The sequence below is a fragment of the Roseivirga sp. YIW32 genome, assembly GCF_057219245.1.
Genome location: NZ_JBXVVG010000001.1, coordinates 467,206 through 493,233, shown reverse-complemented (window position 1 = coordinate 493,233; position 26,028 = coordinate 467,206). Strand labels below are relative to the sequence as shown.

Annotated in this window: 27 protein-coding genes; 11 read left to right on the top strand and 16 right to left on the bottom strand. The window is 43.6% G+C overall.

Features of this window, described 5'->3' with window-relative positions; translation table 11 throughout:
* Positions 1–7: 7 nt before the first annotated feature.
* The 6 genes from cls (at position 8) to AC2D6U_RS02475 (ending at position 7,412) form a co-directional block, all read left to right on the top strand.
* Positions 8–1,465, top strand: coding sequence for a cardiolipin synthase (cls, locus tag AC2D6U_RS02500; RefSeq protein WP_484719359.1), 1,458 nt, complete (start codon positions 8–10; stop codon positions 1,463–1,465).
* A gap of 23 nt (positions 1,466–1,488) precedes the next feature.
* Entirely contained in the window at positions 1,489–2,562 is a 1,074-nt protein-coding gene (locus AC2D6U_RS02495; RefSeq protein ID WP_484719358.1) for a cyanophycinase, read from the top strand.
* 2 nt (positions 2,563–2,564) lie between these two features.
* Entirely contained in the window at positions 2,565–4,367 is a 1,803-nt protein-coding gene (locus AC2D6U_RS02490) for an acyl-CoA dehydrogenase family protein (protein WP_484719357.1), read from the top strand.
* A gap of 74 nt (positions 4,368–4,441) precedes the next feature.
* Positions 4,442–5,701, top strand: a complete 1,260-nt coding sequence (locus AC2D6U_RS02485) for an alkaline phosphatase family protein (protein ID WP_484719356.1) — start codon at positions 4,442–4,444, stop codon at positions 5,699–5,701.
* 66 nt (positions 5,702–5,767) lie between these two features.
* Entirely contained in the window at positions 5,768–6,820 is a 1,053-nt protein-coding gene (locus AC2D6U_RS02480; RefSeq protein WP_484719355.1) for a Rieske 2Fe-2S domain-containing protein, read from the top strand.
* 10 nt (positions 6,821–6,830) lie between these two features.
* Positions 6,831–7,412 carry a hypothetical protein gene (locus tag AC2D6U_RS02475; RefSeq protein WP_484719354.1) on the top strand — a complete coding sequence of 194 codons (582 nt, stop codon included), beginning with the start codon at positions 6,831–6,833 and terminating at the stop codon, positions 7,410–7,412.
* On the opposite strand, the gene AC2D6U_RS02470 is transcribed toward AC2D6U_RS02475, so the two are convergent.
* Positions 7,396–7,761 carry an MmcQ/YjbR family DNA-binding protein gene (locus AC2D6U_RS02470; RefSeq protein WP_484719353.1) on the bottom strand — a complete coding sequence of 122 codons (366 nt, stop codon included), beginning with the start codon at positions 7,759–7,761 and terminating at the stop codon, positions 7,396–7,398. The two genes, AC2D6U_RS02475 and AC2D6U_RS02470, sit on opposite strands and share 17 nt — an antisense overlap.
* 94 nt (positions 7,762–7,855) lie before the next feature.
* Here AC2D6U_RS02470 and AC2D6U_RS02465 point away from each other — a divergent pair, with 94 nt between their 5' ends.
* Positions 7,856–8,338 (top strand): hypothetical protein, encoded by a 483-nt coding sequence (locus tag AC2D6U_RS02465; protein WP_484719352.1) that lies wholly within the window; start codon positions 7,856–7,858, stop codon positions 8,336–8,338.
* A gap of 68 nt (positions 8,339–8,406) precedes the next feature.
* Here AC2D6U_RS02465 and AC2D6U_RS02460 read toward each other — a convergent pair whose 3' ends face one another.
* Both AC2D6U_RS02460 and ispG read right to left on the bottom strand, forming a co-directional pair.
* Positions 8,407–8,625, bottom strand: coding sequence for a DUF6728 family protein (locus AC2D6U_RS02460; protein WP_484719351.1), 219 nt, complete (start codon positions 8,623–8,625; stop codon positions 8,407–8,409).
* A gap of 2 nt (positions 8,626–8,627) precedes the next feature.
* On the bottom strand, positions 8,628–10,595 hold the full coding sequence (ispG, locus tag AC2D6U_RS02455; protein ID WP_484719350.1) for a (E)-4-hydroxy-3-methylbut-2-enyl-diphosphate synthase: 1,968 nt from the start codon (positions 10,593–10,595) through the stop codon (positions 8,628–8,630).
* A gap of 172 nt (positions 10,596–10,767) precedes the next feature.
* Here ispG and AC2D6U_RS02450 point away from each other — a divergent pair, with 172 nt between their 5' ends.
* A complete protein-coding gene (locus AC2D6U_RS02450; RefSeq protein ID WP_484719349.1) occupies positions 10,768–10,947 on the top strand; it encodes a hypothetical protein in 180 nt (59 codons plus the stop codon).
* Positions 10,948–11,331: 384 nt separating this feature from the next.
* On the opposite strand, the gene AC2D6U_RS02445 is transcribed toward AC2D6U_RS02450, so the two are convergent.
* Positions 11,332–12,036, bottom strand: coding sequence for an SDR family oxidoreductase (locus tag AC2D6U_RS02445; protein ID WP_484719348.1), 705 nt, complete (start codon positions 12,034–12,036; stop codon positions 11,332–11,334).
* Between the two features lie 113 nt (positions 12,037–12,149).
* Here AC2D6U_RS02445 and AC2D6U_RS02440 point away from each other — a divergent pair, with 113 nt between their 5' ends.
* Complete coding sequence (locus AC2D6U_RS02440) at positions 12,150–12,884, top strand: MlaE family ABC transporter permease (protein WP_484719347.1); 735 nt, start codon at positions 12,150–12,152, stop codon at positions 12,882–12,884.
* The gene (locus AC2D6U_RS02435) at positions 12,881–13,630 is read left to right on the top strand and encodes an ABC transporter ATP-binding protein (RefSeq protein ID WP_484719346.1); all 750 of its coding nucleotides are present in this window, start codon (positions 12,881–12,883) and stop codon (positions 13,628–13,630) included. Before AC2D6U_RS02440 ends, AC2D6U_RS02435 begins: the two co-directional genes overlap by 4 nt.
* Here AC2D6U_RS02435 and AC2D6U_RS02430 read toward each other — a convergent pair whose 3' ends face one another.
* Genes AC2D6U_RS02430 through AC2D6U_RS02415 form a run of 4 tightly spaced genes read right to left on the bottom strand, consistent with a single transcriptional unit; the run spans position 13,631 to position 20,739 of the window.
* Positions 13,631–13,792 carry a hypothetical protein gene (locus tag AC2D6U_RS02430; protein ID WP_484719345.1) on the bottom strand — a complete coding sequence of 54 codons (162 nt, stop codon included), beginning with the start codon at positions 13,790–13,792 and terminating at the stop codon, positions 13,631–13,633.
* Positions 13,793–16,456, bottom strand: coding sequence for a hypothetical protein (locus tag AC2D6U_RS02425; protein ID WP_484719344.1), 2,664 nt, complete (start codon positions 16,454–16,456; stop codon positions 13,793–13,795).
* 45 nt (positions 16,457–16,501) lie between these two features.
* A complete protein-coding gene (locus AC2D6U_RS02420) occupies positions 16,502–17,068 on the bottom strand; it encodes a hypothetical protein (protein WP_484719343.1) in 567 nt (188 codons plus the stop codon).
* Positions 17,069–17,070: 2 nt separating this feature from the next.
* On the bottom strand, positions 17,071–20,739 hold the full coding sequence (locus AC2D6U_RS02415; RefSeq protein WP_484719342.1) for a sensor histidine kinase: 3,669 nt from the start codon (positions 20,737–20,739) through the stop codon (positions 17,071–17,073).
* 250 nt (positions 20,740–20,989) lie between these two features.
* Between AC2D6U_RS02415 and AC2D6U_RS02410 the strand changes: the two genes are divergently transcribed.
* Entirely contained in the window at positions 20,990–21,331 is a 342-nt protein-coding gene (locus tag AC2D6U_RS02410) for a TfoX/Sxy family protein (protein WP_484719341.1), read from the top strand.
* A gap of 207 nt (positions 21,332–21,538) precedes the next feature.
* On the opposite strand, the gene AC2D6U_RS02405 is transcribed toward AC2D6U_RS02410, so the two are convergent.
* From AC2D6U_RS02405 to cyoE, 8 genes are all read right to left on the bottom strand, one after another.
* Positions 21,539–21,913: a DUF983 domain-containing protein gene (locus tag AC2D6U_RS02405; RefSeq protein WP_484719340.1), complete on the bottom strand. Its 375-nt coding sequence runs from the start codon at positions 21,911–21,913 to the stop codon at positions 21,539–21,541.
* A complete protein-coding gene (locus AC2D6U_RS02400; RefSeq protein ID WP_484719339.1) occupies positions 21,873–22,139 on the bottom strand; it encodes a hypothetical protein in 267 nt (88 codons plus the stop codon). The genes AC2D6U_RS02405 and AC2D6U_RS02400 overlap by 41 nt, the downstream gene beginning before the upstream one ends.
* 37 nt (positions 22,140–22,176) lie before the next feature.
* Complete coding sequence (locus AC2D6U_RS02395) at positions 22,177–22,683, bottom strand: DUF420 domain-containing protein (protein ID WP_484719338.1); 507 nt, start codon at positions 22,681–22,683, stop codon at positions 22,177–22,179.
* A 31-nt stretch (positions 22,684–22,714) separates the two neighbouring features.
* Positions 22,715–23,302 carry a hypothetical protein gene (locus AC2D6U_RS02390; RefSeq protein ID WP_484719337.1) on the bottom strand — a complete coding sequence of 196 codons (588 nt, stop codon included), beginning with the start codon at positions 23,300–23,302 and terminating at the stop codon, positions 22,715–22,717.
* A gap of 65 nt (positions 23,303–23,367) precedes the next feature.
* A complete protein-coding gene (locus AC2D6U_RS02385) occupies positions 23,368–23,742 on the bottom strand; it encodes a cytochrome C oxidase subunit IV family protein (protein WP_484719336.1) in 375 nt (124 codons plus the stop codon).
* A gap of 17 nt (positions 23,743–23,759) precedes the next feature.
* Positions 23,760–24,524, bottom strand: a complete 765-nt coding sequence (locus AC2D6U_RS02380; protein WP_484719335.1) for a cytochrome c oxidase subunit 3 — start codon at positions 24,522–24,524, stop codon at positions 23,760–23,762.
* Positions 24,525–24,539: 15 nt separating this feature from the next.
* On the bottom strand, positions 24,540–25,124 hold the full coding sequence (locus AC2D6U_RS02375) for a cytochrome c oxidase subunit 3 (RefSeq protein ID WP_484720576.1): 585 nt from the start codon (positions 25,122–25,124) through the stop codon (positions 24,540–24,542).
* On the bottom strand, positions 25,124–26,026 hold the full coding sequence (gene cyoE, locus AC2D6U_RS02370) for a heme o synthase (protein WP_484719334.1): 903 nt from the start codon (positions 26,024–26,026) through the stop codon (positions 25,124–25,126). Before cyoE ends, AC2D6U_RS02375 begins: the two co-directional genes overlap by 1 nt.
* Positions 26,027–26,028: the final 2 nt, after the last annotated feature.

The window sequence follows — 26,028 nt, the reverse complement described above, 5'->3', positions numbered from 1 at the left end:
TTCATCCATGCTCGAGCTTTGGCAGGAATATTCGGTATATCTTTTCCCCATTTACGTCTTAGCGCTGATTTATGCGGTAGCCAGCTTGCTCTTAGAAAATAAAAATCCGCTCAAAACCCACTCCTACCTTTTGCTCTTGCTGCTGTTGCCGGTGCTTGGCATTATCATCTATTTCTTCTTTGGTCAGAACCTACGGAAACAGAAAATCTTCAATAAAAGAAAGTTGATCAATCAAGCCTTTGGCGAAAAATACGTTGAGCAACACCTAGACAAACGAACACCCTTAGAAATTCCTGAAAACTATCGACCTTTCAACAAGTACCACAAGTTGATCAACTTTTTGATGCGTGACCTTTCTCCCCTCACCCTTTACAATAAGGTGCGCATCTTAAAAAACGGTGAACAAAAATTCCCTGCAGTAAAAGAAGCGATTCTCAAGGCCAAGGAACATATCCATTTGGAGTACTATATTTTTTCTGATGATGATGTGGGTGGTGAATTGACGGAATTACTCATGCAAAAAGCGAAAGAAGGCGTTCGCGTAAGAATCATTGTCGATGGTGTCGGCTCCTTAGGTTTGAAACGAGCATACTTTAAAAAAGTAAGGGCTGCGGGTATTGAGATCTATGAATTCATGCCTGTTTTGTTTCCGTCATTCACTAGTAAGATCAACTATAGAAACCACCGTAAGATCATCGTCATCGACGGAAAAGTCGGTTTTACCGGAGGCATTAACCTTGACGACAGGTACTTAAATAATGGCAAACATCAACTGTTCTGGCGAGACACACATTTGATGCTTGAAGGAGAAAGTGTGAAAACGCTGCAGTTTCTATTTATGCTGAGTTGGCAATTCGTTACCGGTAAAGAGTTGAACGATGGCCCCAATTACTTCCCCAGCTTTAAAGCTGCGGGAACACAACCCGTTCAGATCAATGCCAGTGGTCCCGACTGGGAACTAGCCAGCATCATGGAATCCTTCTTGCTGGCCTTTAATGCGGCGGAGGAACGCATTCGAATCACCACACCGTACTTCATCCCTACGGAGAGCATCATGAATGCCTTAAGTACTGTAACAAAAAGTGGAGTAAGTGTACAGCTTATGATTCCTTATCAAAGTGATTCTTGGATCGTACAGGCGGCCTCACTCAGCTACGTAAAGCAGTTGTTGCGTCTGGGGATTGAGGTTTATTTTTATACCAAAGGATTCGTCCATTCTAAGGTGATCATCATCGACGATAACTTTGCTTCGGTAGGCACTTCTAACATGGATTATAGAAGTTTCGACCTCAATTATGAGGTCAATACCTACCTGTATGATAAAGCCTTGATCAGCACACTGCATGCTCAGTTTGAAGAAGACATGAAAGACTGCCAACAGGCAGTTCTGAACAAATGGATGGCCAGAAAAACACCTGCTAAATTGAAAGAATCGCTTTGCCGCTTATTGGCTCCGTTACTTTAAACCCATTACAAAATCGATAAAAGATGGACAACCCGCTACTGCTCTTGATCAGCCTAATCCAGTTCCTTTGGGTTCAAATGGCTCCTTCAACGCCCCAAGAATTGAGCAAGCAAGAACCATATACTTCCTATTTTTCCGGAAATCCGATCGACAAAAAGGTACAGCCCGACTTTGGCATTACGATGATGGGCGGTAGGTCAGAGCATGATGCCGCAATGAAATGGTTCTTAGCAAAGGCAAAAGGAGGAGACGTGCTGGTCTTACGGGCCTCAGGAAGCGATGGCTACAACGAGTATCTCTACTCAAAGCTAGGTGTCGAAGTGAATTCTGTGGAAAGTTTAGTAATCAACAGCCTCGAAGCAGCAAACCATCCCTACGTTATTGACAAGATCGAAAAAGCAGAAGTGATTTGGATGGCAGGTGGAAACCAATTCAACTACGTCAATATTTGGGGGCAATCAAAAATGAAACGTGCCATCAATCGACACATCAATAAAAAGCGAGGAGCCATTGGCGGTACAAGTGCAGGAATGACCGTACTTGGGAAATGGTATTTCAGCGCGGAGAATGGCACCATTCAATCGGAAGAGGCGCTTGCTAACCCCTACCATGAAAAACTGAAGCTCGGCAATGACTTCCTGGAAATTGACTTGCTTCAGCACACCATTACGGACACCCACTACGCAGACCGAAACCGACAAGGAAGACATGCTGCGTTCATCAGTAGAATTGTAAAAGAAGAAGAAAAACGAGTTTTTGGTATTGCCTGTGATGAATACACCGCCGTCTGTATAGAAGAAGACGGCTTGGCCAAGGTCTTTGGAAAAGCGCCTGAAAAAGCCAATGCCGTTTACTTTATTCAATCCAATTGCAGCAATGCCTCCCTTCCAGAAAAGAGTGTACCTAATCAGTCATTAACTTGGATCGCCAGCAAAAAGGCCCTCTCTGTCTACCGCATCATGGCCGATGCATCGGGAAATGACCGCTTCGATCTCAATACTTGGGCCGATGGTAGTGGTGGGGAATGGTTTGACTGGTATATTGACAATGGAAATTTGATAGAAACCCCGGGGCTCGCCCCAAATTGCAAGAAATAGATATGAAAAACGATTACGCAAGTTTAGCAACGCTGAAGTTCTTAATGCATGATGTGCACAATGCCCAAGAGATTTATGAACAACCGCTGTTTGCGAATTATGATCAAGAAGCGGCTAATCTATTTCTTGATGCCATCAAAGATTTTTCAGATGCTGAGCTGTTTCCATACATCAAAGAGATGGATGAAAAACCAGCCTATTTCAAAGATGGGCGAATTCACATCCACCCTCAGTTTGAAAAGATCTTCAAACAATCGGCAGAATTAGGCTTGGTGAGTTCGTTCTTCCCAGAACAAATTGGAGGCTTACAAATGCCCAGTATGCTATTTCATGCCGCGTACTTTTTGATGGAAGCAGCGAACAACCACGTGACCGGATATTTAGGCCTCACTGCAGGCGCTGCAAATTTGATCGCATCTTTCGGCAATGATGAGCTTAAGTCGACGTATCTACCCAAAATGCTAGAAATGGAATGGACAGGCACCATGTGCCTTACTGAACCTCAGGCAGGAAGCTCGCTCTCAGACATTGTAACCACCGCGAAACCTCAGCAAGATGGTAGCTACAGCATCAATGGACAAAAGATCTTCATCTCTTCAGGCGACCATCAATTTGCAGAGAACATCATTCATCTGACCTTGGCAAGAATAGAGGGCGCTCCAGCGGGCACCAAAGGCGTGTCTCTTTTTGTAGTGCCCGCAAAAAAGCTAACGGCGAAAGGCCTAGGTGAAAGACAGGTGATCACAGCAGGTGAGTTTGAGAAACTTGGGCAACGAGGTTACTGTACCTCTCATTTGGTATTTGAAGACGCAGAAGGCTATTTGGTGGGTGAAGCGCACAAAGGCTTGAACTACATGTTCCAAATGATGAATGAAGCCCGTATCGCGACGGGCAGAATGGGTGCCGGGATCGCTTCTGCTGCATACTATGCCTCCTTGGCTTATGCGAAAGAACGCCCTCAAGGAAGAAAGCTAAACGCCTCAGGTAAAAAAGACATTGAAGCAGGACAAACCTTGATCATCAATCATCCGGATGTGAAGCGCATGCTGCTTTTTCAAAAGGCGATTGTTGAAGGTTCAGCTGCCCTGATCTCTCAAGCCTCGTATTATGTCGATAAAGAAATAACCGCCTCGAATGAGGATGAAAAGCATCATTATCATTTGCTATTGGAATTACTCACCCCGATCACCAAGACCTATCCTTCCGAAAAAGGATTAGAATCCGTAAGCCAAGGTCTACAGGTACTGGGAGGATATGGCTTCTGTATGGATTTCATTCTACAGCAATATTATCGAGACATGAGGATCATTAGCATCTATGAGGGAACAACCGGTATTCAATCGCTCGATCTCCTTGGGAGAAAGGTAACCTTAGAAAATGGCAAAGCCCTCACACTGCTTGCGCAAGAGATGCAGCAAACCATCGGTGCAGCAGCTCTATATCCTGAACTGAGCCCTTACGCTGAGGAACTAGGAACCAACTTGGCAACTGTGCAGCAGGTCCTGGGACATCTCTTACCCATTGCTAAAACCGGCAACTTTGAGAAATTCTTAGCTGATGCCACACCGTTCATGGACATGTTTGGTACCATTGTGGTGGGTTGGCAATGGTTAAAAATGGCCGCTGCTGCGCAAAAGGCATTGAACGATAAAAACACTGCGTTTCAAACGAGTTTCTACGAAAGTAAGATCCACACGATGCAATTCTTTTTTAAATACGAAATGAGCCGTACGAAGGGACTCGCTAAAACCATTATGAACGAGGCCAATCTCACTATTGATGTTGACCTCGCCTATTTTGACTAACTGATTTACCTTTTCGTAAAGCTTTGATAATCGTGGATTGATGTTTCTTTATCAATCCCGACTTACCTTTGGGTGTGCTTAAAAAGAATTTTGAACTGATCATTTTGTTGTTGGTCTTGAGCTATGTCTCATTCGCCAAGATCGCTGCCATTCAAAAAGAAGATAAACCCATCGTAGTGCTGGTTTCATTTGACGGGTTCAGGCATGATTATGTGGAAAAATTTGATGCACCAAACTTTAAGGCATTTATCGATGAAGGAGTAGCAGCCCAAGGGCTCATTCCCTCGTTCCCAAGCAAAACCTTCCCCAATCATTACAGTATCGTGACGGGTTTGTACCCTAGCCACCATGGCTTGGTTGACAACAGCTTCTACGATCGCGACCTTGGCCTTACCTACACCATCGGGAACCGCAAGGTAGTCGAGGATGCCCGGTTCTATGGAGGGACACCCTTATGGCAATTGGTGCAAGAACATGGAATGAAGTCCGCTTCCTATTTTTGGGTGGGATCCGAAGCACCGGTGAAAGGAAGATTTCCCGATTACTACCACATCTACGACGGGGCAATCGCCAACGAAACACGAATTGAGGCAGCCATGGAATGGCTTAAATTACCTGCTGAGCAGCGGCCTCAATTCATTACTTTGTATTTCTCATTGGTCGATTCAGAGGGTCACCGTGCTGGTCCAAATGCTGAATCCACTAAACGCTCGGTATTAGAGGCTGATCGCCTCCTTGGGCTATTAATGAAAGGAATTGAAGATTTACCGCTGGACATCAATGTCCTTTTGGTCAGTGACCATGGCATGCACGAAATTCCACCAAGCCCTGACAACTACATCTCTATTGAACAATTACAAACCGGCCTTAATAGATCGGACTATAAATTTGTTTCTAATGGTGCTCATGCTCACTTCTACGTGAATGAGCAAAAGAACATCAAAAAGATCTACCGTGAGTTAAAGAAAAGAGAAGAAGGCTATCAGATGTTTTTAAGAAAGGATTTCCCTAAAAAATGGCATTACCAAGGCAATGCATCTCGCATTGGTGACATCATAGTCACCATGAACACCGAGCATTATTTGAGTTCATCAAGTCGCATAGAAGGAATTGTCGAAACCCGCTCCATTAAAGGTGAACACGGCTTTGATCCTTATGAAATGCAAGACATGCAGGGCATTTTCTATGCCAATGGCCCGCAGCTTAAAGAAGGATTACGGCTGTCTACTTTTGAAAATGTTCACATCTATCCTCTGATCGCGAAACTGCTCGGAATAACTGAATTGCCTGAGATTGATGGGAAGCTGGAGGTTCTTCAAGAGGTCATCAAATAAGAATACCTGACCTACATCATTTCCTACATTCTATGCCATTGTGTATGTTTGTAGGCAATCATAATTATGAGCAAATCAAGTTCTAAAAATTTACGCAATATCTGGTATGTTGCTTGTCATAGTTCTGTACTGGAAATAGGCAAGACCATTGAAAAAGAGATCGACGGGGAAAAGATCTGTTTTGGCCGTGCAAATGATGGAAAAGCCTTCGCATTGAGAAATCAATGTCCTCACAGAGGCATACCATTGACCTATGGAACTTTTGACGGCTGTGAAATCGAATGTTGCTATCACGGTTGGAGATTCCAACCCAATGGTGTTTGTTCCAAAATACCGGCGCTCCCTCCACAATCGAAACTTGATGTATCTAAAGTAAGGGCTCCCTATTACTTGCTTAAAGAAATGCATGGTTTGGTCTTGATCTACCTCCCCAAGGACATTCGAAAACCGGAGGACTTTGACGAAACCCTACTCCCACAATTCCCTTTGAATGAAAATCAATCCTTCGACCTGGTGACGGCCAAAACGATGGATTGCGGACTTGATCATTCAGTCATCGGACTGATCGACCCTGCGCATGTTCCTTTCGTTCATCAGTCCTGGTTTTTTAGAAAAAAGACGAACCTCAAACTCAAAACGAAAAAATTCGCCCCCTCACATTTGGGCTTTACGATGGTCAGGCATGCCCCAAGTAAAAACTCAGCGGCTTATAAGATCTTGAAGAAGGAGCAAACGACAGAGATCAGTTTTCAGATTCCTGGTATACGCATTGAACACCTAAAAGTAGGTGAAAATGACATTGTGATCATGACCACCCTTACCCCTGTCAATGAGCATACAACGGAATTAACGCAGTTCATTTATACTGACATCAAGTGGATCAAGTTCCTCAAACCGATCTTCTATCGGTTCGCAGATACCTTCATTCAGCAAGATGTTGATGTCTTTAAAAAGTTAAAAGAAGGGTTGAACAACAATCCTCCTCTCATGCTCATGGGAGACCCGGATATGCAAGCCAAATGGTACAATGCCATCCGAACACGGTATGAGAAGTGCCAAGAAGAACACGTCCCATTTGAAAACCCGATCAAGGAACAAACGTTATATTGGCAAACCTAAAAACGTCACAATGAAGTTATACCACTCCGCTTACCTACTAATTGTTAGCCTTTTTATCCTTTCCTGTGAGAGCGATAACGGTCCAACCATTACGGACGAGCAACGCCAGTTGATCATGGGTGATGATGGAGCAGGGGTACGACTTCTCGGGTTGGAGGGCCCAATCACCATAGAGCGAGACGATATTCATTCGAACCTTAGGGAATTGGACTTGGACCAAAACAATGACATTGACCTAATCCTGCGGGCTTATCAAGACTTTTTCGGTGACAAGGGTTTGGTGATTTCCACTGCGAATGAAGCAACAAATGCTGAGGTATTGGTGAATGCTGACGGGTTCGTGGTGCCACTGAATGGTGGTGATATCATTCGTTTTGAAGAGGGCGCCTGGGATTCGGTAGAGGAAGCACCACTCGGTGTTTACGATCCTACTTCTCGCAGCACCACGGGCTTATGGAATGGCCTTGACAATAGGTTTGTGGCCTTTAGAATGCAAGATGGAAACACACGCTATTTGGCGTGGATAGAATTAAGTGTGTCGGACCATGACAACTACAGCTTCCATAATTATGGCATTAAGATCGTGCCTTGATTTCCGCTAACTCCTGCTGTGTTTTCTTAGGCAGGCTGGCAACGATCAAATCATAGGATTCATCCGTAAGCTCCCTGATCAGCTGGTCACTCACTGTTCCATCAGTAAATACAGAGTTCCAGTGCGTTTTATTCATGTGCCAACCCGGCTTTATGCCTTCGCATGTTTCCCGTAGTTCAATCGCCTTTTCTGGTGTCGATTTTAGATTGATGAACTCAAATTCGTCGATGCCTGTAATAGCAAACATCTTATTCATGACCTTGAACACCAAGGTATCAGGACCAAATGGGGTCAATTCGGTTACGCCAGACTTCTTTAAGCAGAATTCCCTAAATTCATCTATGTACATAGATCGCTTTATTATTCACTTACTGAAGTTAACGCTTATTGGACTTTCTCCAATTTTTCTATGCTTATCATGTCAGAATGATGAAGAAACTACCTTGTCAATCATTGTAGGGGATCTTTCAAGCATTGACGAATTCCAAACCTTCGATAAATCAGAAATGACTTTGGTGGGACAAACCAATACTAATGAGATCAACTCAAAAACCTTTAGCGACCAAATAAATATCGATGGCGATGGCACTAAGGACCTTCAGGTTGTTTATGAGGAATTCCGAGCATCTTCAGGCTACTTGAGGTATAATGCCAAGGTCATTTTAAGGAATCCGGGAATAGAAGTCTATGGTCGAATAATGGAGATCTGGGGAGGACCCAACAGAGTTGTCTCCATGGCTCTTGCAGATCAAGAAATACTCATAAGGTCTGAAAAATGGGGTCAGTTTGACGATTCTACAGTACACTTGTTTTTGAAAGAGGAACAAAATGGAGAACCCATTAATCAATTCAATTTCTTTCCAAACCCTAATCAGAATGCCTACCTACTATTTAAGGTTAACAAAGAAACTCCAATTATTGGCTAGTTGCATTTGAAACAGAGCGAAGAGCTCTGGCAACTGGAATACTTAGATATTGGATTTAAACAGTTTGATTAACGAGTAATAAACCGCACGATCATCACCGTCAAAGCGATCAGGAACATGATGATCGAGATCTTGTTGATGCCGTGCATCATCTTCAAATTGAAGTTCGAAGGTCTGTTAGGATCTTTCTTTCGAAAGAAGTACTCGAAAACCGGACCAAAGTCAAACGCTTCTTTTGCTGTTAACTTTACTCTTTCTTGTTTTTGCTCTTTCTGCTGCTCTTCCATGCTTATGCGTTTGATAATTCAACAACTTCCGGTTCTAACCAGTTGCCATCTTCTCTAATGATTTCAATTAATTCATCGACCGCATCGGCTGAAGGTACACTCCTTTTGACAACCTCTTGTCCGCGATAGAGTGTGATCTTCCCTTTTCCTGACCCGACGTAACCGTAATCTGCATCGGCCATCTCACCTGGACCATTCACAATGCAACCCATGATACCGATCTTGATTCCCTTCAAATGATCCGTTCGTTTACGGATCTTGGCGGTTGTTTCCTGTAAATCGAATAGGGTTCTGCCGCAACTAGGGCAAGAAATATATTCGGTCTTGGTCATGCGCGTTCGTCCAGCCTGCAATATGCCGAATGCTGTTTCGTTCTTAAGCTTTAGTTCAGCCAAGATGTTTTCAGTGGGTTCTACGGTCATCATGACGCCGTCGCCAAACCCGTCAACTAGCAAGCCTCCAATATCTGTCGAGGCATCGATCAAGAATTGTTCCTGCTCGGCAATGGTGTAGTTCCGCTCAAAAACAACCGGGCTTTTCACCTTTCTCGCCACCAATTCAAACATGAATCTTCGAAGTGCCGGCATGGCATGCGCATTGGTCGTACGCAAGAGCAATACCAAATTGTCCACTTCCAGCAAGTCGAAATCCGCCGGATCAAATTCGTCGATCGTGATGCGTAAGAAGTTGAGTTCCTCTGAACAATCCTCGGCAGACTTTAGTGTATCCACCGTATACAGTGGATAACGACTTTTTCTATCAGCTAGCCCCTTCCAAACCGTATAATCAATGACTTCACCTAACCCATTTGGCAACATAAAGGGAGAAGGGTTCGATCCAGTATAGACATAATCGACTCCTTGATCATTCATGCGCCATTTGTCGGGTTCTGGCAAGTAAAAGTGTCCGACTGACTTCAGGTCTTTGACTTGAAGCTCGGTCAATCCTGAAAGATCTGCAATAACACGAGGGACATTTCGATCGCCAAAATTCGCAACTTCTCTCGTTTCTCTTTTGTGGTAAAGGAATGGGTCAATGGGGTTTCCCTCAATGGCTGCTATGGGTGCATGCCCAGCGCGTCTAATGTAACGATCGACCAACTTCCTTGCCACTGGTGCTTCAAATTCCGGTGCTTCAGTCAGAGAAACCCGAACCGTATCGCCCAAGCCGTCTTCGAGTAAGGTGCCAATACCGACCGCAGATTTGATTCTTCCATCTTCTGCTTCGCCAGCTTCCGTTACCCCCAAATGCAAAGGGTAAGGTTTTAAGCCCTCTTCCTCCAGTTTATGAACCAATAAGCGGTAAGCCTCTACCATCACTTGCGCATTCGACGATTTCATAGATAACACGATCTGATCGTAATCCATTTCCTCACAAATACGCAAAAACTCTAATGCCGATTCCACCATGCCGTAAGCCGTATCTCCATAGCGGCTCATGATACGGTCAGAGAGTGAGCCATGGTTGGTCCCAATACGCATGGCCGTGCCGTGCTTCTTGCAAAGCTCAACCAGTGGCTTAAATTTTTCCTTGATCCGATCGAGCTCTGCCTGGTAGGTCTCGTCTGTATAGGTAATCTGCTCGAATTTCTTCTTGTCAGCGTAATTTCCCGGGTTGATCCTGACCTTTTCAACGATCTGAGCAGCGACCTCAGCGGCATTTGGGGTAAAGTGAATATCCGCCACTAAAGGAACATGACAACCTCGTTTACGCAATTCTTCTTTGATTTCCCTAAGGTTTTCAGCCTCTTTGATGCTTGGTGCAGTGATCCTCACTAATTCACAACCTGAAGCCACCATGCGCAGTGTCTCCTCTACCGTACCCATGGTATCCATGGTATCCACTGTCGTCATGGACTGCACAACAATAGGGTTATCGCCACCGATCACCACATCGCCCACCTTCACAGGAATGGTCTTTCTTCTTGAATATTGGGTGAGACTGTTGCAGTATTTCTTAGAATCGCTCATGACTTTCTTTCGGCTGCAAAGGTAACCTCCATAGGCTTAAAAAGTTAGAATTGGCAGGAGGTTTTTCAGAAGGATCAAGGATTTTGGAACAAGTGGAACGCCTTAAAAGGGAAAGGTATTATGCGTTCAATAGCGAAATTTTTAAATTAGATAATCAATTTAAACGCACATTATGAACTTCTATCATTTGCTCGACATCATTTTTGTGATCTATCTGGGACGAATGCTGTTCTTTTTAATCAAGGCCATTGGATCAAAAGAGAAAGACAGAATTAAATTGCAATTACTCTTCTTTAGCATAAGTCTAGTACTTGCCTTATCAATCAGATTCTTACTCTATCCAAAGCATTGAGCATATCAAGTTAGCGAGACGCTAAGACTAGTGAAAAAGAAACATCATGTATTTCGAATATATATTGAACATCATCTTAGTAATCTATCTTGGCAGGAGTTTGTACTACCTTACTTTAGCTATAGAATCTAAGGAGAAGGACAGAATTAAATATCAAGTACTTTTCTTTAGCGTCACCCTACTATTGGCCTTATTGATAAAGTTTGTATTCTATCCATTAAATTACCTAGAAAGGTCTACCATTTGGTCGTAAATGGTGGGCCTTTTTTAGAACCCTCTGGTCTTAGCGTCTCGCTGAGACCATTGCAAAAAGTGAAAGCATCAACGAAAACAATTATCCTCCCCCTAGCCCCTTCCGAAAGGAGACAGTGTTGATACAATTAACTAAATATCCCCTAGCTGTGGCCTTAGCACTATCTCTTCCACCACCGTTTGCTTCGACAGTGCATGTGCTCCATAAATGGCGTCTGCAATATCTTCCGGTTTCATAAATCGATCTACCGGAAGCTCTACACCCTCCCAACTTGCGGTCAACGTAGCCCCCGGTAAAATAGACGTCACACGAACACCATGTGGTTTCATTTCTTCCCTGATGGCCTTTGTGAAACCCAATAATGCAAATTTCGAAATAGAATAGGAACCTCCATTGTCGTAGGCCTGGATTCCGGCAATAGACCCAGTGGTGAAAATATGCCCTTCCTTTCTCTCCTTCATCGATCCGATCAGGGCCCTTGTCAAGTAGTAGGCACTGTACAAATTGGTTTCGATCATTTGCTCCAAGCTGCCATCTGCCTCTTCATGTACAGCGCCGGGAATGAACAGCCCTGTATTATTGACTAGTACATCCACTGGGCGTTGAAGTTCCTTGATCATTTGAGCAAAGGTCATAACCTCCTCTTTTTTTGACATGTCGGTAGCACGAGTGAATAGTGCTCCTTCGTCTAGTTGTTCCATTTCAATGGCTAAGGACCTCAAATCTTCTTCTGACCGCGCGCAGGTCACCACGTCAAATCCATTCTTGAAAAATTTTTCTACCGTTGCCCTACCAATGCCTTTGGTTCCGCTACTGATCACTGCAAGTTTCCGCATAAATGAAAGTTTAAAAGAATAATAAACTAAACCTAATGAATGTTTTTTCTTCAGGAAGGAACCTTTGGAGATAGTTTTCTTATTTTTCCAGTATACTGCAGAGAGTAGCGAGTATGAGCAGACTTGGTCAATACATTTTATTTTTAGGAGCCCTTTTTAAAAACAGGGAATCGTTCAAGACCTACTTGCGACTTACGCTGGACGAATGCATCTACATCGGCATCAACAGCATTGTGATCGTGAGTATTGTGTCCATTTTCATGGGGGCGGTTTCAACCGTGCAAACAGCCTACAACCTAGTGAGCCCATTTATTCCTCAGTCAGTTGTTGGCTTGGTCGTTAGAGACCTGACCATTTTGGAATTGGCACCAACCATCACGGCCATCGTTTTTGCCGGCAAGGTAGGTTCAAGCATAGCTGGAAACTTAGGAACCATGCGCATCACAGAGCAGATCGATGCCCTTGAGGTCATGGGAATCAATTCCGTCAGCTACTTGGTGCTCCCCAAGATTTTAGCCACTGTTTTCATGTATCCTTTCTTGGTCATCTTGGCTGGCGTTCTTGCCATAACAGGTGGCTATCTTGCAGCAGAAGTAGCCGGTGCCTTAAGTCCTACAGATTATTTCACCGGTCTGAAAACCTCATTCAACGAATTCAGTGTCTATTTTGCGCTGATCAAATCGGTCGTGTTTGGATTCCTGATCTCCTCGATCGCTGCCTTCATGGGGTTTTATACCAAAGGTGGGGCATTGGAAGTAGGCCAATCGAGTACAAAAGCAGTGACCGTGAGTTGTATTGCCATTTTACTTAGTGATTTTGTTTTAGCGCAATTGCTTTTGGTCAGATGATAGAAGTCAAAAATCTTTCGAAGTCATTTGGTGAAAAGGTCATCCTGACCGACATCAACGCCATTTTTAAGCAAGGGCAAACCAATTTGATCATTGGCGCCAGTGGATCAGGAAAAAGTGTGCTGCTCAAAAATATCGTTGGCCTTTTTAAGCCGGACTCCGGTGAGATCTTATATGACGGCCGTGATTTGATCACTGCCGACCGCGACATGAAAACAGAGATCCGAAGAGAGATCGGTATGCTCTTTCAGGGTGGTGCTTTGTTCGATTCCATGAACGTTGAGCAAAATGTGAAGTTCCCGTTGGACGTTCTCACCAAAATGCCGGAAGATGAAAAGCTTGACCGCGTCAATGAAGTCCTTAAACGCGTGAAGCTCGAAAACACCAACGAACGAATGCCCTCAGAAATTAGTGGAGGTATGCAGAAACGCGTAGGCATTGCCCGAGCAATCGTGAATAAGTCACAGTACCTCTTTTGCGACGAACCCAATTCCGGTCTAGACCCAAGGACATCAATCAAGATCGATCAATTGCTGCAAGAGATCACAGAAGAGTATCAACTGACCACCATGGTCGTCACGCATGACATGAACTCCGTGATGGAGATCGGTGAGCATATCATCTTCATTTGTGATCGACGGAAACTATGGGAAGGAACCAATGAAGAGATCATCCATAGCGGAGTGGAAGAGCTGGAAGATTTTGTCTTTGCGAATAAAATGATGCGTAAATTCAAAAGCATCTGACTAGAACAACGCACTGACCTGCACCCTCCCCAAATGGATGGCATCATTCTCGCCCGATTTTCTACCATCATAACGTAATACCAATTGTAAGCCACTACCAATGCGTTGCTGCCAACTGAGGTTGCAAGTGAGGTTGCTGCCAGGTCTGAGCGCCTCTAACATCTAATAGCCAACAGGTGAGGTTTCGGTTCCCACAAAATCAATTTGGATGTAGTTCAGGTTTGCACTCACGGTGGAAGTCGCTGCTTTGGAGAACCGCGTTTCTAAACCCACTTGTCGAATACTCGCCGTCTCGTTTGTGGATTCGGTCAAGGTATTTGCCTTTTCTTTCCATGCCACAGTGCTAACAAAACGCATGCGGCTTGTCGGTTGCCAAGCCAAGGTCGGCTGTACCGTCACTGTTTCTACTGAATAATTACGATTGGTCAGCACATCCGATGCGTTAGAGCGTATTCCTTCTATGTAATTGACATCAAAATTCAGTGCTTTGTTGATACCCCAACGTACATGAGCTTTGATGTCACGATTGACCCGCTGTTCGAATCCATTGAATAACAATTGCTTGTTTTGTAATCGCGTATATCCCAGGTCTGCTGAAAACTTTGTATTTGTTCGGTTGTAAAACAAGGTAGATCGCAGCGTTTCTTTAGTCGAAATAATGTCCTCCTCAGCCACTTGAGTTGGCCATAACCGATTGGCAAGTTCTTCATCGATGATCTTGGAGTTTAAGGTCCAGGCTGAAACGTTCGAAAAATGCTCTAAGACCTTTTTAAAGCCTCCTTCATCTCTCCAAGTACGAGGAAAATTCAGATTAAAGCGGTAATTGATGATGGTATTGTAAGCGTCAACGAAAGTATCTGTTGGTACAAAAATCTTCGCATAGTTCTTTTCGTCTGGATTTATGGCGAGGTAAAACTCGTTGAGGTCTTGCACTCCATCCCCATTGTCATCACGCCAGGTATGTATTCCTTCACCCGTAGGTACGGGGATAAAAATAAACTCCCTTCTGAGCTCACGACTATTGGAAAGGTTATAACTAAAGTCTGATCGAATGATTCGATCGAAAAATGCCGCGTTCCAGTCGAGCCGTCCCATGATGGTTTCCTGATCATTCCCTGAACTCAAGGTTGTCAAGTTGCGGTAAGTCAATAAAAGCTCCAAACGATTGTTCGGATCAATAGCTGAACGTAAGAAGAAATTATAGGTCTCGGACCGGGTGTTATCCACTAAGTCACCATTGAGCGGTAAGCGGTCTTCTCGTAACTGCACCTCCACTCCATAGGTGGTTTGGAGCGTATCGGCATTTTTCAAATAGAATGCATGCTCTTCAAAATTCATTGCCGTACTGATCACTTCGTTGGAAAGTCGGTTGGTCACCGCATTGCGATCGATTTGGTATCGGTATCCCGGAATCAGCCATTTACTTCGGTATGAGGCATCCAATGAATAGCGAAGCCATTCAGAATCATTCTGCACCTGTTCATTTTGCATGGTAAAACCATCCAAAGCCAACCGAAAACGTCCGATATCTTTCTGTCCTGTGAGGTAATGTTGCGTGCCATCTACGGCTTCACCTCGCTTGCGAAAAACAAAACGATAATCTAAGCCATTGATCAGGTCCTTCCGCACCGACAAATCCGCATTGACAATGTTTTCCGCAAAAGTGGTTGTGAAATCACGCGGATCATAACTCCAATCCCGATCGAATTCGATGTACCTCACCCGGTCGATGAAGGAAAAATTGCGGTCATTGAATTCATAGCTTAAGCCTGCATTGAGCTTATAAGTCCCCGAATTACCTAAGGGCCGATTGTCCGAATTCATCATCACCTTGTAGGCATAACCATTGTCATCTTCTGCATCTAAAGATGAATATAAGTTGAGGTCGTTCTTAGAAAGTGACATTTCTGTTTTGACCTCTTCGTATTTGCTCAGTTTCAGCCCAAAATTACCTGTAAACATGGCTTTCTGATTGGGTGCATTCGATAAAGAAATTGGCTCAAATTGACCCTGTCGAATGCCATTAACCGGTGGAACCCATTGGTAGATGCGTCCATTGGCCGTGGCATTGGCCAGCATGTAATTGCCATTTCCTTGACCCACTTCAGAAAATTCTACGCGGTAAAAAGCACTATCAGGGTTTGTTGAATATTCATAAATCTCATAAACCTGATTTTGTCCATCCAAACCATTAGTTTTTCGGTATAAAATGAGGTCTTGGGTAAACCCAACACTATCCACCCTTGAGGTAAAGGCATTCTCTAGGTCGTCACCAACATTAGCAAGTACTAGTTTTTCTTCTTCACTTAGGTCAAAGGCAAGCGGCTGCACTCTATTGTCTTTTTCAGAGTAATAGTGCAGGCCAAAGGAAACTCGCTCATTACTTTGCTGATGGGCCGCCTGAAAAATGAAACGGCTATAGTTTTGATCTGAAAACTCATAATCGACCCGTATTCGTGTAAACTGTGTGATGACCACTCGATTGGTAAAGGTGATCTCGGCAAGGTTGTAGTCGATGATGTAGTCTTGATCATACCCTCGTTTTAGCTGTTTACCATCGATAAACACTTTCTCAGAACCGACCAAAATGATCAAAAAACGCTCATTTTTTGGCCCTTGCACGCGGTAAGGCCCTTGGACCCCTTCAATGGGTTGAACACTTACCGACCCAAAGCGTCCTTTTGCTACCGAACCTGCGAGTGATGTCTCAGCTTTAAAGCCATTCTTTAATGCATACGTTGATGAAAACTGCCCACCCTGAACGTTCTTATAGTACCGTAAAAAATTAGACTTTGTATTGGCCAACACCACATCTCCTGCCTTCACAGACCAATTGTCGTTGTATAGCTGAATGTAGACATTATCAAAATCCTATAATTGTTGGGTGTTTCCTTCCGGCTGGAAGGGCACATTTTGATCCGTGATGACCGCCCGAAGATTCACGTTATCCGATAGTTGCCCTTCCATCTGTAAATTCAAGGTAGAATTCACAAAAACGTCTTGCCTGTTCCCAAAAGAGACCCCACGGCTGATGCTCCCTGTCTTCACTATGTTGCTCGTTTTAAAGATCTCTTCTCTTTTAGGAATCACCAGCGCCTCCTGATAACGAAGTGCATCCTTGAATAAAGCGGTCGAATCATAAACGGCCAAGGTTCTATTTGCTCTCGGACTATGGAGGTCAAAAGGAAGCGTTCGGTAACAAACGTAGACGGAATCTACTGTTGGCTGCTGAAACGTGATCGTATTGGTTTCCAAATCGAAGCTAAACCGAATGGCTTCATCTTTGGGTAAGGAAATAGAAGAAGGTAAGACGGTAAGGGAATCAAGTACTTGTGGCCCACCGGTCGTTTTGATCCATTTGCAATCTTGCCCACTCAAGGCGTAGGCGAACAGAAACGCAAGGTTGAAAATAAAAACTTGACGAGCTTTTAGCTCCACGATCAATCAATTAGTGGAAATTCAATGAAGAAGGTTGTGCCTTTACCTTCGAAAGACTCAAACCATATACTCCCACCTGCATGTTCTACCCCACGTTTAGCAATTGCAAGACCTATGCCCGAGCCCTCTTTCTTCGTGCTAAATTTAGGAATAAACACCTTGTCTTTGATGGCCTCAGGTATTCCACTTCCTTCATCTGCTATGGCAATCCTTACCTTTTTCGGCAATTCTTCTACCCTTACATGAATTAGCGCCGGTTCATCAGCCTTGCTCGATTGAATGGCATTGAGAATTAGATTGTTGAAAATGCGCCCTAAAAGCTTCTCATCGGCCATGATCCAAAGCTGATGTGCTGGAATGTTTTTGTCGATACGAACGTCTTGTGCAGAAAACAAGCCGATGGTCCGTTTGAGCACCTGCCCAACATCCATGCGTTCATTCACTGGTACCGGCATTTTGGCAAAGGCACTAAAGGTGGTGGCAATGTCACTAAGAGTATCTACCTGTTCGAGCAGGTTATTGATCGGCTTTTCGTAGGCTAGTTCCGAAGCAGGGGCTTCACTCAACACCCTTTTTAGGTGCTGCAATTTCAACTTCATCGGCGTCAGTGGGTTTTTGATCTCATGCGCCACTTGCTGTGCCATTTCTCTCCATGCACTTTCTTTCTCGCTTTGTGCCAAGGCCTTTTTACTCTTTTCTAGGTTCAACAACATGGTATTGTACTCACGAACTAGCAAGCCGATCTCGTCGTCAGCCTGCCAGATCAAGGGTTCATTCTCCTTGGTCAAAGTAGTTGAGCGGATCTTCTGGGTGAGGTAAGTGAAGGGATAGGTAATGACGCGTGAAGCCAAAAAGGAAAGAATCACGAAAACCACAAAAATGAGGGTAAAAGCATTCAGAATATTGGAAAGGATTTGCCGCTGCTCATCGATCAACTCTTCTTGAGAATCAAAGAACGGCATACTCAACACACCCAATAATTCTCTGGTATCGCCCCCAATGATGGCGTAATAGGTCGCTTTATAATTAATATTGCCTACCTGCTCCAATTGCAACTCCCCAATGTTGCTCGATTCAATGATACTCGCCACTGCCATCGGATTGGCAAAGGGTGCCAATAAATCATTGTCAAATATGAGTCGTTGATTCGTTGCGATCAGTTGTCCTTTGGTGTTGAAGAGGTTGATGTCAGCACCAGCATACTGGCTAATCTCAGAGATCCTGTTTTCAATCTCTTCACCATTCGTCTCCCTCGATATCAAGAAATAATAAAGTGGGTTGCTCAAGTTTTCAGCTGCACTGCGAGTGGTATTCAGGTACTTCGATTCGAGGTTTTCCTCAACTGTTTCATTGACCAACTGGAGTACAATGATACTTACCGTGATCAATGGCAAGAAGAAAGCAAAATTCAATAAAATCTGAACCTTCGTTGAAATCGTCGTTTGTTCTTTTCGCGCATTGATAAGCAAAGAGATCAAACCAAAAATGGTCATGATGAGGGCTATCATGAACAGAAAGAAGATGGAAAAATTGGTCACCTTATAGGCTAAAGGGTAGACCGGGCTACTAATGACCAAGTGTGTATTCTCTTCTGCCAGCTCAAAGACGGTATGGGAATACCCATTTTCTATGGCACCCCTAAGTTCTCCCGGTTCCTCATCCAGCAGCTGAGCATTAAAATTCCTTCTGTAGTTAAAGGTTCCATTTTGCTCTTCGATAGTGCCATTCTTAAAAAAAGCATAACTCAGGTCATTCTTTAGGTTGAGACTTGCTTCCTCATCAAGCAGCAATCGAGGTAAAATACTGTTATTGAGTTGTCGTTTCCGGTCTAGTTTTAACACAACATACCCGATCAAAGCGCCGTACCGCTTCACCTCACAGAAGAGGTAATACTGCTTAAGCGATTGCGGGAAATCGTCATTCAAAAAGTAGAGAAAGTCAAATTCCGTTTGATTTTCCTCGATCGCGTAGACCTCTTTCAACACATCGACATCAACGGCCGTGGCATTGATCGGCTTCCCGTTACCATTATACAAGAGAATTTCAATCTCATACTTATCAAAGTAATCGCCGAGGTACACTCTTCGAATCTTTTGTTCGATCAAATCTTTAGGCGAAAAGGGGTTAGAGATATTATTCTGAATTAGGATATCACTTTCTATGCTCAGTCTTGCCTGATTGAGCAGGTATTCTGCCGTGATGTCATTCTCGGATTGTAGATCAATGGCCAAGGCCGTTTTATTCAGCCTGAGTTCTTCCACAACGGTTTCATTCAGTACGACCAAGGCAATGGCTGACCAAATAAAACATGACAAGAATAGATGAAGAAAAGAGCTGTAGTTCAATTTGCTCAATTGCGAAGCTAAACCAAAGAGTAGGATCAAGGCGCAATAGAGGAAAAGTAACCCGATAATGCAGATCGCTGAAATTGAAGTGAAAGCAAAAACCAATAGGGCTAGCCCACCGGCAATTCCAAACCCTAGAATCATTTCTTTCTTTTTAGGAGAGAATTCAGCCCTCAAAAGCAACAAGTGGATCATCATGACGGGTAAGGTGGCATTGATAAAAACAGCGAAATACCCTAAGACCTTCGAAACAGAAAAGCCGATCTCCTCTGCCACATCAAATGACCATTGGCCATTGATGATCATGGATTCCAGTTGATAGACAAAATGAAGTGTCAATACCAGCGCTAAACAACCAATTGCCATAAGATGGAGGTCTTTGAGCTGCCGAACCTTTTGATTGCTGTGGACGAATAGAAAGAGGACCCAGCCTAAAAACGTCAAAACATTGAGCAATAGGTCACCGATAGAAGGTTGCCAAATGCCGTCAGCATAATCAAAAGGGTCAAATATATGCCAATCAATAATGCTCAGCGGAAATTCATAATAAACGCTAAAAAACCGGAATAGGATCAAAAAGACAGCCAATAAACCCGCACCTGAGAACACTCCTCTGCGTACTGCCATCTGATGGGCATAGTGATAACCGGCGCGTAAAAAGAAGAAAATTGCCGCCAGGTAAAGCAGCAAAATAAAGTAGTCGTACACCGGATAATCGATCTTCATTAGGGGGCTACCTTCAAATGAAAAAAGAAATATTCCTTCAGGAGAAAAGATTTTTTTATCACTAGCTGCATCGGTCGACAAGGCATATCGCGACCTTCCGAAAATGCGTGCATTCATACCATTTTCAACAAAATCATTAGAAATGGCGGTGCTGGACGTTAGTGGCAGCAGCGTGAAGATCTCGATCACACGATTCTCCGCACTATTGATAACCTTTCTCTTTACCACAAACTCCCCACTTTTTAAACTTAGAAATTTATAGAGGTAGGTGCCTGTCAGTGTGCCGTATTTGGGTACAAAACGATTGGTGCTCCAGTAAATGACCTCACCATTCTCAAACAAGAAAAATGGCATTGCCTCGTCGGTTTCAAAACGGCTAAACAAGCGATCGAGGCTGACAATGGCTGTGACGCTGATGTCTTGCAAATGCTCGTCCAAGCGACTCAGTTCTCGGTGTAAGTTTTCGGTTATGGCGGTTTGCGGGTCAACTCTTCTCTTTTGATCAGAGAAAATACCCTCATCGATCACCACGGTAATGATGAGAATAAAGATGCAGGCAATGATCCAGCGATGCGTTCTGAGTTGAGCGTTTATGATCAAGTATCTCTATGTATAAGCCAATGCTTAATCTAACAATTATTTACGTGCTAGCGACACATTCAACCTAAGAAGCAAGAAACCGGCCAAGTTTTGTTACCAAGTGCTTGACGTTAGAGCATTATATAAGAGCCCCTTGATGGTCAAAAAGGATCCGCACGATTGAGCGGTTGTTGAAGCAAACCAACCGCGGCTTATAGATGACATTGAAGTTTTTTGTAAATTCAGTACGGCACGCAAATTCAAAAAGAAAATGGCCTTTAGCGAACACCAAGCAGAGCGCATCCGCCAAAAATTAGCCAAGGCGGGCATCACAGCAGAGAAGCGCATGATGGGCGGCTTGATCTTTATGGTCAATGACAAGATGTGCGTTGGCCTCGACATAGACAAACAAACCGGGCAAGACCGATTGATGGTGCGCGTAGGCAAAGCCAACCACGACCAACTGATCTTTCAAAAAGGAAGTAAAGCCATGGACTTCACCGGTAGGGTCATGCGCGGTTTTCTTTTCATCGATGCCGAAGGATTCGACCTGGAAGAGGACCTCGACTTCTGGATAGCCAAAGCCTTGGTGTTTAATCGGGAGATCAGCTGATTTTTGTTTCGATGGGCGTACAGCGAATCACGAATTGCATATTAGTCACTTCCTTTATACACCACCCTTATTGGTGATAACCTTCCTCTGTTCAACTCCTATACATAAATCAGTAGTCACTCACAAACAGTGGTTAAGAGTATCAAGGCAAGATCAACTTTATCGCTTACGTTTCAATTTATCTATCGCATGTCGCACATCGCACAATCACTTCCCCTTATACTTCATTCCCCCAAAGGCATAGAGGTAGAAAATACGCGAGTAGCGGAACATGATCGGATAGAGTAAGACCACCTCCGAGATGATCGCGATCATATAGACGTTTTCGCTGACCGGATGAAAAAGGAAATAGATCAGAAAAGCTGAGACCAAGAAAAGACCGACAGATAGTGCATAGCTGATGTACATCGCTCCATCAAAAAAGCGTGGCTCTTTCTCGAAATTAACTTGGCAGTGTGGACACTGCTTATGAATCTTAGTGAACTTGTCTAAATTGTAAGCACCGAATTGAAAAAGTTTACCTTCTCTACATTGCGGGCATCTACCCTGCAAAATTGCGCCTAGCTTGGATCTTGTTGACATTACGTTTACTTGCTCTATACCATAACAGTGCGATCACACCAACGACCAGATAAGGTGTAAAAAAGAGATAGAGAATACCAAAGTTCAAGTTCGCTGCCACCGAAGTGTCACCGGCACTCACCTGCGATTCAACCGAACCTCTACACATGGCACATTGTGCCAAGGCATTGACGTTGATCATCACCAAAGCAATGATGGATAATATTACTATTCTCCCCTTCTTCATGTTGTTCAAAGTTAACATTCAAAAAGCATCTATCCCATTAATGTACATAATAAGGACTGATCATTAAATATACAGCAACTCCTGTTACAGATACGTAGAGCCAAATAGGGAAAGTATACTTCACGATCCGCTTATGCTTATCTATCATGCCATTCAAGGCATAAAAGAAAGCCAGCAACACCAACGGCACCACTCCGATGGACAAGACAATGTGAGAGATCAACAGGGTGTAGTACACATACCTAATCGCCCCTTCACCTCCATATGGTGTAGACTCTGCACTCGCATGGTACAAAACGTAGCAAACCAGAAATACGGCACCTAAAAGGAAAGCTAAGCCATTAAATTTACGGTGCAGCTCAATGTTCTTTCGTTTGACCGCTATTAGTGCCATTACCAAAGCTATAGCCGTCAAGGTATTGATCACCCCAATCACATCAGGCAATACATAGACCCAATCACCTAAATCCAGTTTTGTGGGTAAGCCTAAAAGTACTGCCACCGCTACTGGGATGGCTATGGAAAATATCCTTATCCATAGCATTGATTTTTTGCTTGCTAACACCTCCGCCATGTTACTCTACAATTTCAGTTTTTAATATGCGTAACTCTAAGATCAATCGGTCTGTTTCGTCCCGCTCGGTAATATTGTAATACCCCCTCACTTTGTTCTCCTTATCCAATAGCACCACACGGTTATCCAAATTAGACATGACCATATCACAGTATTTCAATCGAGCCCAGGCCATTGAATCCAAGGCCTGCCGCTTCCAGAATTTATCTTCAAAGTACACTCTACTCTGATAATCCTCTATTTCTTGTACACCCATGCTGGAGGTGTTCACAGAAGTGATCAATTCCACTTCAGGGTCATCACCAAAAACATCTTGCACGCGCTCCAGCTCCTCTAAACGAAACAATGTCAAAGGACCATCCACTCGTTCAAAATGAATGATCTTTAGCTTTCCATCTTCAACGAATGGAGAGTTTACATAATACTGATGTTTGGCCCTATCTAAACAGGGTGTATCCAAACTATCACCAACTCCTTGCTCATAGTAAACCGGGATGGTGAATTCATTCCTTCCGAATCCTTTGAGAAAAAGGAAAACCAGAATGGGGAGTAGTAACAATAAAAACAGAAAAAGAGCTTTTTTCTTCATGGGCTATAAACGAAAAAATCAGGCCAATGGATTGACTTGATTTGAATTTTTATTCTTTGTGCTGATTATTTCGCATCATCCATTTGTTCTGTACCCGCTGGCTCATAATCCACAATTCCTCGTGAATCTTTTACCGCTGCGCCTTCCATGTTGACCAAGGCAACGATCAACCAGATGATAAACATCATGGGAAGAATGATCGAATAGATCAATCCCTTTACCTCATGACCTAGGTGCATGAACTCAGAGACAATGTAGAAAGCTTTGACGATCGTGAGGGCAACGAAGATCGTAGACCTTAAAAACCCTGCGTCCATTGTAAAGGCGAAAACATATTCTATTCCTGTGACAACGGCCAAGATCAAGGCGACTTTCCATATGCCCCAGATCACAGATTTGTCAGCGGGTTGTACTTGTATGTTGCTAGTTGCTTGTTCCATAATAAAAAGTCTTTAGATCAGATAAGGTAAAAGAAGGTGAATACAAATACCCAAACAAGGTCTACAAAGTGCCAGTACAAACCAACCTTTTCTACCATTTCATAATGTCCTCTTCGCTCATAAACACCATTGGCTGCATTGAAGAAAATCAACACATTCAATAGTACCCCTGAGAAAACGTGGAATCCGTGGAATCCAGTAATAAAAAAGAACAAGGCCGCAAAGGCTGGTGGACCGTATTGATTAAACGTCAGATTCGCACCGAAGATCTCATAGTTCTCTCTCCAAATTCCGTTCACAACAACATCACCGATTGTAGCTGTATCTGTGCCCGTGATGAAGTGAGACCATTCCCAAGCCTGGCAGCTCAAAAACGCAAATCCACCAATAATTGTCCATAGCATCCATTTCACTACATTCTTTTTATCCATTCGATGTCCTGCTTCTACGGCCAATACCATGGTCACAGAAGACATGATCAGAATGAAGGTCATCAAACCGACAAAGACCAATGGAAGCTCTACCCCATGAAAACCAGGGAATGCCTCGTATACCTTTTCAGGGATTGGCCAATATTCAGTCGAAAAAACAAAGTCTTTTGGATCACCCACATACGCAGGGGCACTCCATCGTAAGAATGCATAAGTAATTAATAGGCCCGAAAAAGTAAAGGCATCTGATAAAAGGAAAAACCACATCATCAGTTTACCGTAGCTCGCCTTGAAAGGCGCTACTCCTCCACCCCAAAGGGTTCTTTTACTCATTGTAGCAGTAGTTGCCATAGAACAATCAGTTAGTTAATGATTTAAAAGCAAAAATATGAATAAATAAATCCAAAGTCCTCCTAAAAAGTGCCAGTATGTGGTACACATCTCAATGTTCAACATATTTTTAGAATGAACTTTATACTTGAAGGCCATAACGACCATGTAAATCAAAAAGATAATACCCGAAATTAAGTGAGCGGCATGCAAACCGGTAAACACATACATAAAGCTTCCTGCAGGATTTCCTACAAAGAAGACTCCTGCTTCTACCAATTGGTCCCATGCTCGTAATTGTCCAAATAGAAAGATCACACCCAAAAAAGCCGTAATGCTTAAAGACAATTTCACTTGTTCCGGCTTATTTCGTTTGGCAGCAACATAGGCCCATTGCATGAATACTGAGCTCAATAAAATAATTCCCGACGTAATCCAGAGCATGCTCGGAATGTCGTATTCCAACCAATCACCATCTGCTTGTCGCACGATATGAGCAGACGTAAAGGCCGCAAAGATCATGATCACCGTTACGATGAAAAGCCACATCGCGAATTTCTTTGGATGCATGGAGAGCGGTTGCTCTACAGGTGCGTCTACTAATTTATAATCCTCTACCATCATTTCACCATGTCTAGTAAAAACGCAATTTGAACGATCGGCAAATACAAGAAGGAACCAAACATGATCCTTAGTGCCGATTTTCTTGATTGATCTTTCATCAACTTGATCGTTGACGCTAAGAACAATACTCCACAGACTGTCGCCACAACAGCCGAATTAGTTCCTGTGATACCGAAATACATCGGTAGCAATCCTAATGGAATTAAGAACAACGTATAGGTCATGATCTGAAAAGCCGTTTTCAAATCTTTCTCGCCCTTTACTGGCAATAACTTAAAGCCTGCCTTTTTATAATCTTCATCCGCTACCCAAGCAATGGCCCAAAAATGAGGGAACTGCCAGATGAACTGTATACCAAAGATGATCAATGCCTCATGCGAGATCATTCCCGTTGCTGCTGTCCAGCCCAAAAGTGGAGGAAGTGCGCCTGGAATGGCACCAACGAACACAGCGATTGGTCCTACTCTCTTGAGGGGAGTATAAACAAATGAATACAAGACCATTGAAATACTTGCCAACAACACCGTTAAAGGGTTGGTCCATTGGGCGAGAATTAACAAGCCAACAATAGCTACTATAACAGAGTACCAAATGGCCTCTTTCTTCGTCAGGCGCTCAGTTGGCAAAGGTCGAGAAGATGTACGCTTCATGACCTTGTCCAGATCTTTTTCAATCACTTGATTGACTGTGCAGCTGGCGCCTGAAATCAAAAATCCTCCGAGAAAAAGCATGGTCAATTGTACCCAATCGACTCTGCCTCCCATGGCTAACGTATAGCCAAAAGCTGAAGAGAAAGACACCAAAAACGATAACCTCGTTTTCAGCAGCTCTACATAAGCCTTCGCTTTAACAGCGATGAGACTCATTTGTCCAACATTTGTCGAATTTCCTGTAATCATTT

Bases quoted from the DNA above. Each gene is read 5' to 3' on its own strand.
- cyoE (WP_484719334.1), bottom strand. From the start codon at position 26,026: ATGATTACAGGAAATTCGACAAATGTTGGACAAATGAGTCTCATCGCT.
- AC2D6U_RS02495 (WP_484719358.1), top strand. From the start codon at position 1,489: ATGGACAACCCGCTACTGCTCTTGATCAGCCTAATCCAGTTCCTTTGG.
- AC2D6U_RS02430 (WP_484719345.1), bottom strand. From the start codon at position 13,792: ATGTTAGAGGCGCTCAGACCTGGCAGCAACCTCACTTGCAACCTCAGT.
- AC2D6U_RS02450 (WP_484719349.1), top strand. From the start codon at position 10,768: ATGAACTTCTATCATTTGCTCGACATCATTTTTGTGATCTATCTGGGA.
- AC2D6U_RS02405 (WP_484719340.1), bottom strand. From the start codon at position 21,913: ATGTCAACAAGATCCAAGCTAGGCGCAATTTTGCAGGGTAGATGCCCG.
- AC2D6U_RS02400 (WP_484719339.1), bottom strand. From the start codon at position 22,139: ATGAAGAAGGGGAGAATAGTAATATTATCCATCATTGCTTTGGTGATG.
- AC2D6U_RS02490 (WP_484719357.1), top strand. From the start codon at position 2,565: ATGAAAAACGATTACGCAAGTTTAGCAACGCTGAAGTTCTTAATGCAT.
- ispG (WP_484719350.1), bottom strand. From the start codon at position 10,595: ATGAGCGATTCTAAGAAATACTGCAACAGTCTCACCCAATATTCAAGA.
- AC2D6U_RS02375 (WP_484720576.1), bottom strand. From the start codon at position 25,124: ATGGTAGAGGATTATAAATTAGTAGACGCACCTGTAGAGCAACCGCTC.
- AC2D6U_RS02390 (WP_484719337.1), bottom strand. From the start codon at position 23,302: ATGAAGAAAAAAGCTCTTTTTCTGTTTTTATTGTTACTACTCCCCATT.
- AC2D6U_RS02475 (WP_484719354.1), top strand. From the start codon at position 6,831: ATGAAGTTATACCACTCCGCTTACCTACTAATTGTTAGCCTTTTTATC.
- AC2D6U_RS02470 (WP_484719353.1), bottom strand. From the start codon at position 7,761: ATGTACATAGATGAATTTAGGGAATTCTGCTTAAAGAAGTCTGGCGTA.
- AC2D6U_RS02385 (WP_484719336.1), bottom strand. From the start codon at position 23,742: ATGGAACAAGCAACTAGCAACATACAAGTACAACCCGCTGACAAATCT.
- AC2D6U_RS02445 (WP_484719348.1), bottom strand. From the start codon at position 12,036: ATGCGGAAACTTGCAGTGATCAGTAGCGGAACCAAAGGCATTGGTAGG.
- AC2D6U_RS02380 (WP_484719335.1), bottom strand. From the start codon at position 24,524: ATGGCAACTACTGCTACAATGAGTAAAAGAACCCTTTGGGGTGGAGGA.
- AC2D6U_RS02460 (WP_484719351.1), bottom strand. From the start codon at position 8,625: ATGGAAGAGCAGCAGAAAGAGCAAAAACAAGAAAGAGTAAAGTTAACA.
- AC2D6U_RS02480 (WP_484719355.1), top strand. From the start codon at position 5,768: ATGAGCAAATCAAGTTCTAAAAATTTACGCAATATCTGGTATGTTGCT.
- AC2D6U_RS02410 (WP_484719341.1), top strand. From the start codon at position 20,990: ATGGCCTTTAGCGAACACCAAGCAGAGCGCATCCGCCAAAAATTAGCC.
- AC2D6U_RS02435 (WP_484719346.1), top strand. From the start codon at position 12,881: ATGATAGAAGTCAAAAATCTTTCGAAGTCATTTGGTGAAAAGGTCATC.
- cls (WP_484719359.1), top strand. From the start codon at position 8: ATGCTCGAGCTTTGGCAGGAATATTCGGTATATCTTTTCCCCATTTAC.
- AC2D6U_RS02440 (WP_484719347.1), top strand. From the start codon at position 12,150: ATGAGCAGACTTGGTCAATACATTTTATTTTTAGGAGCCCTTTTTAAA.
- AC2D6U_RS02395 (WP_484719338.1), bottom strand. From the start codon at position 22,683: ATGCTATGGATAAGGATATTTTCCATAGCCATCCCAGTAGCGGTGGCA.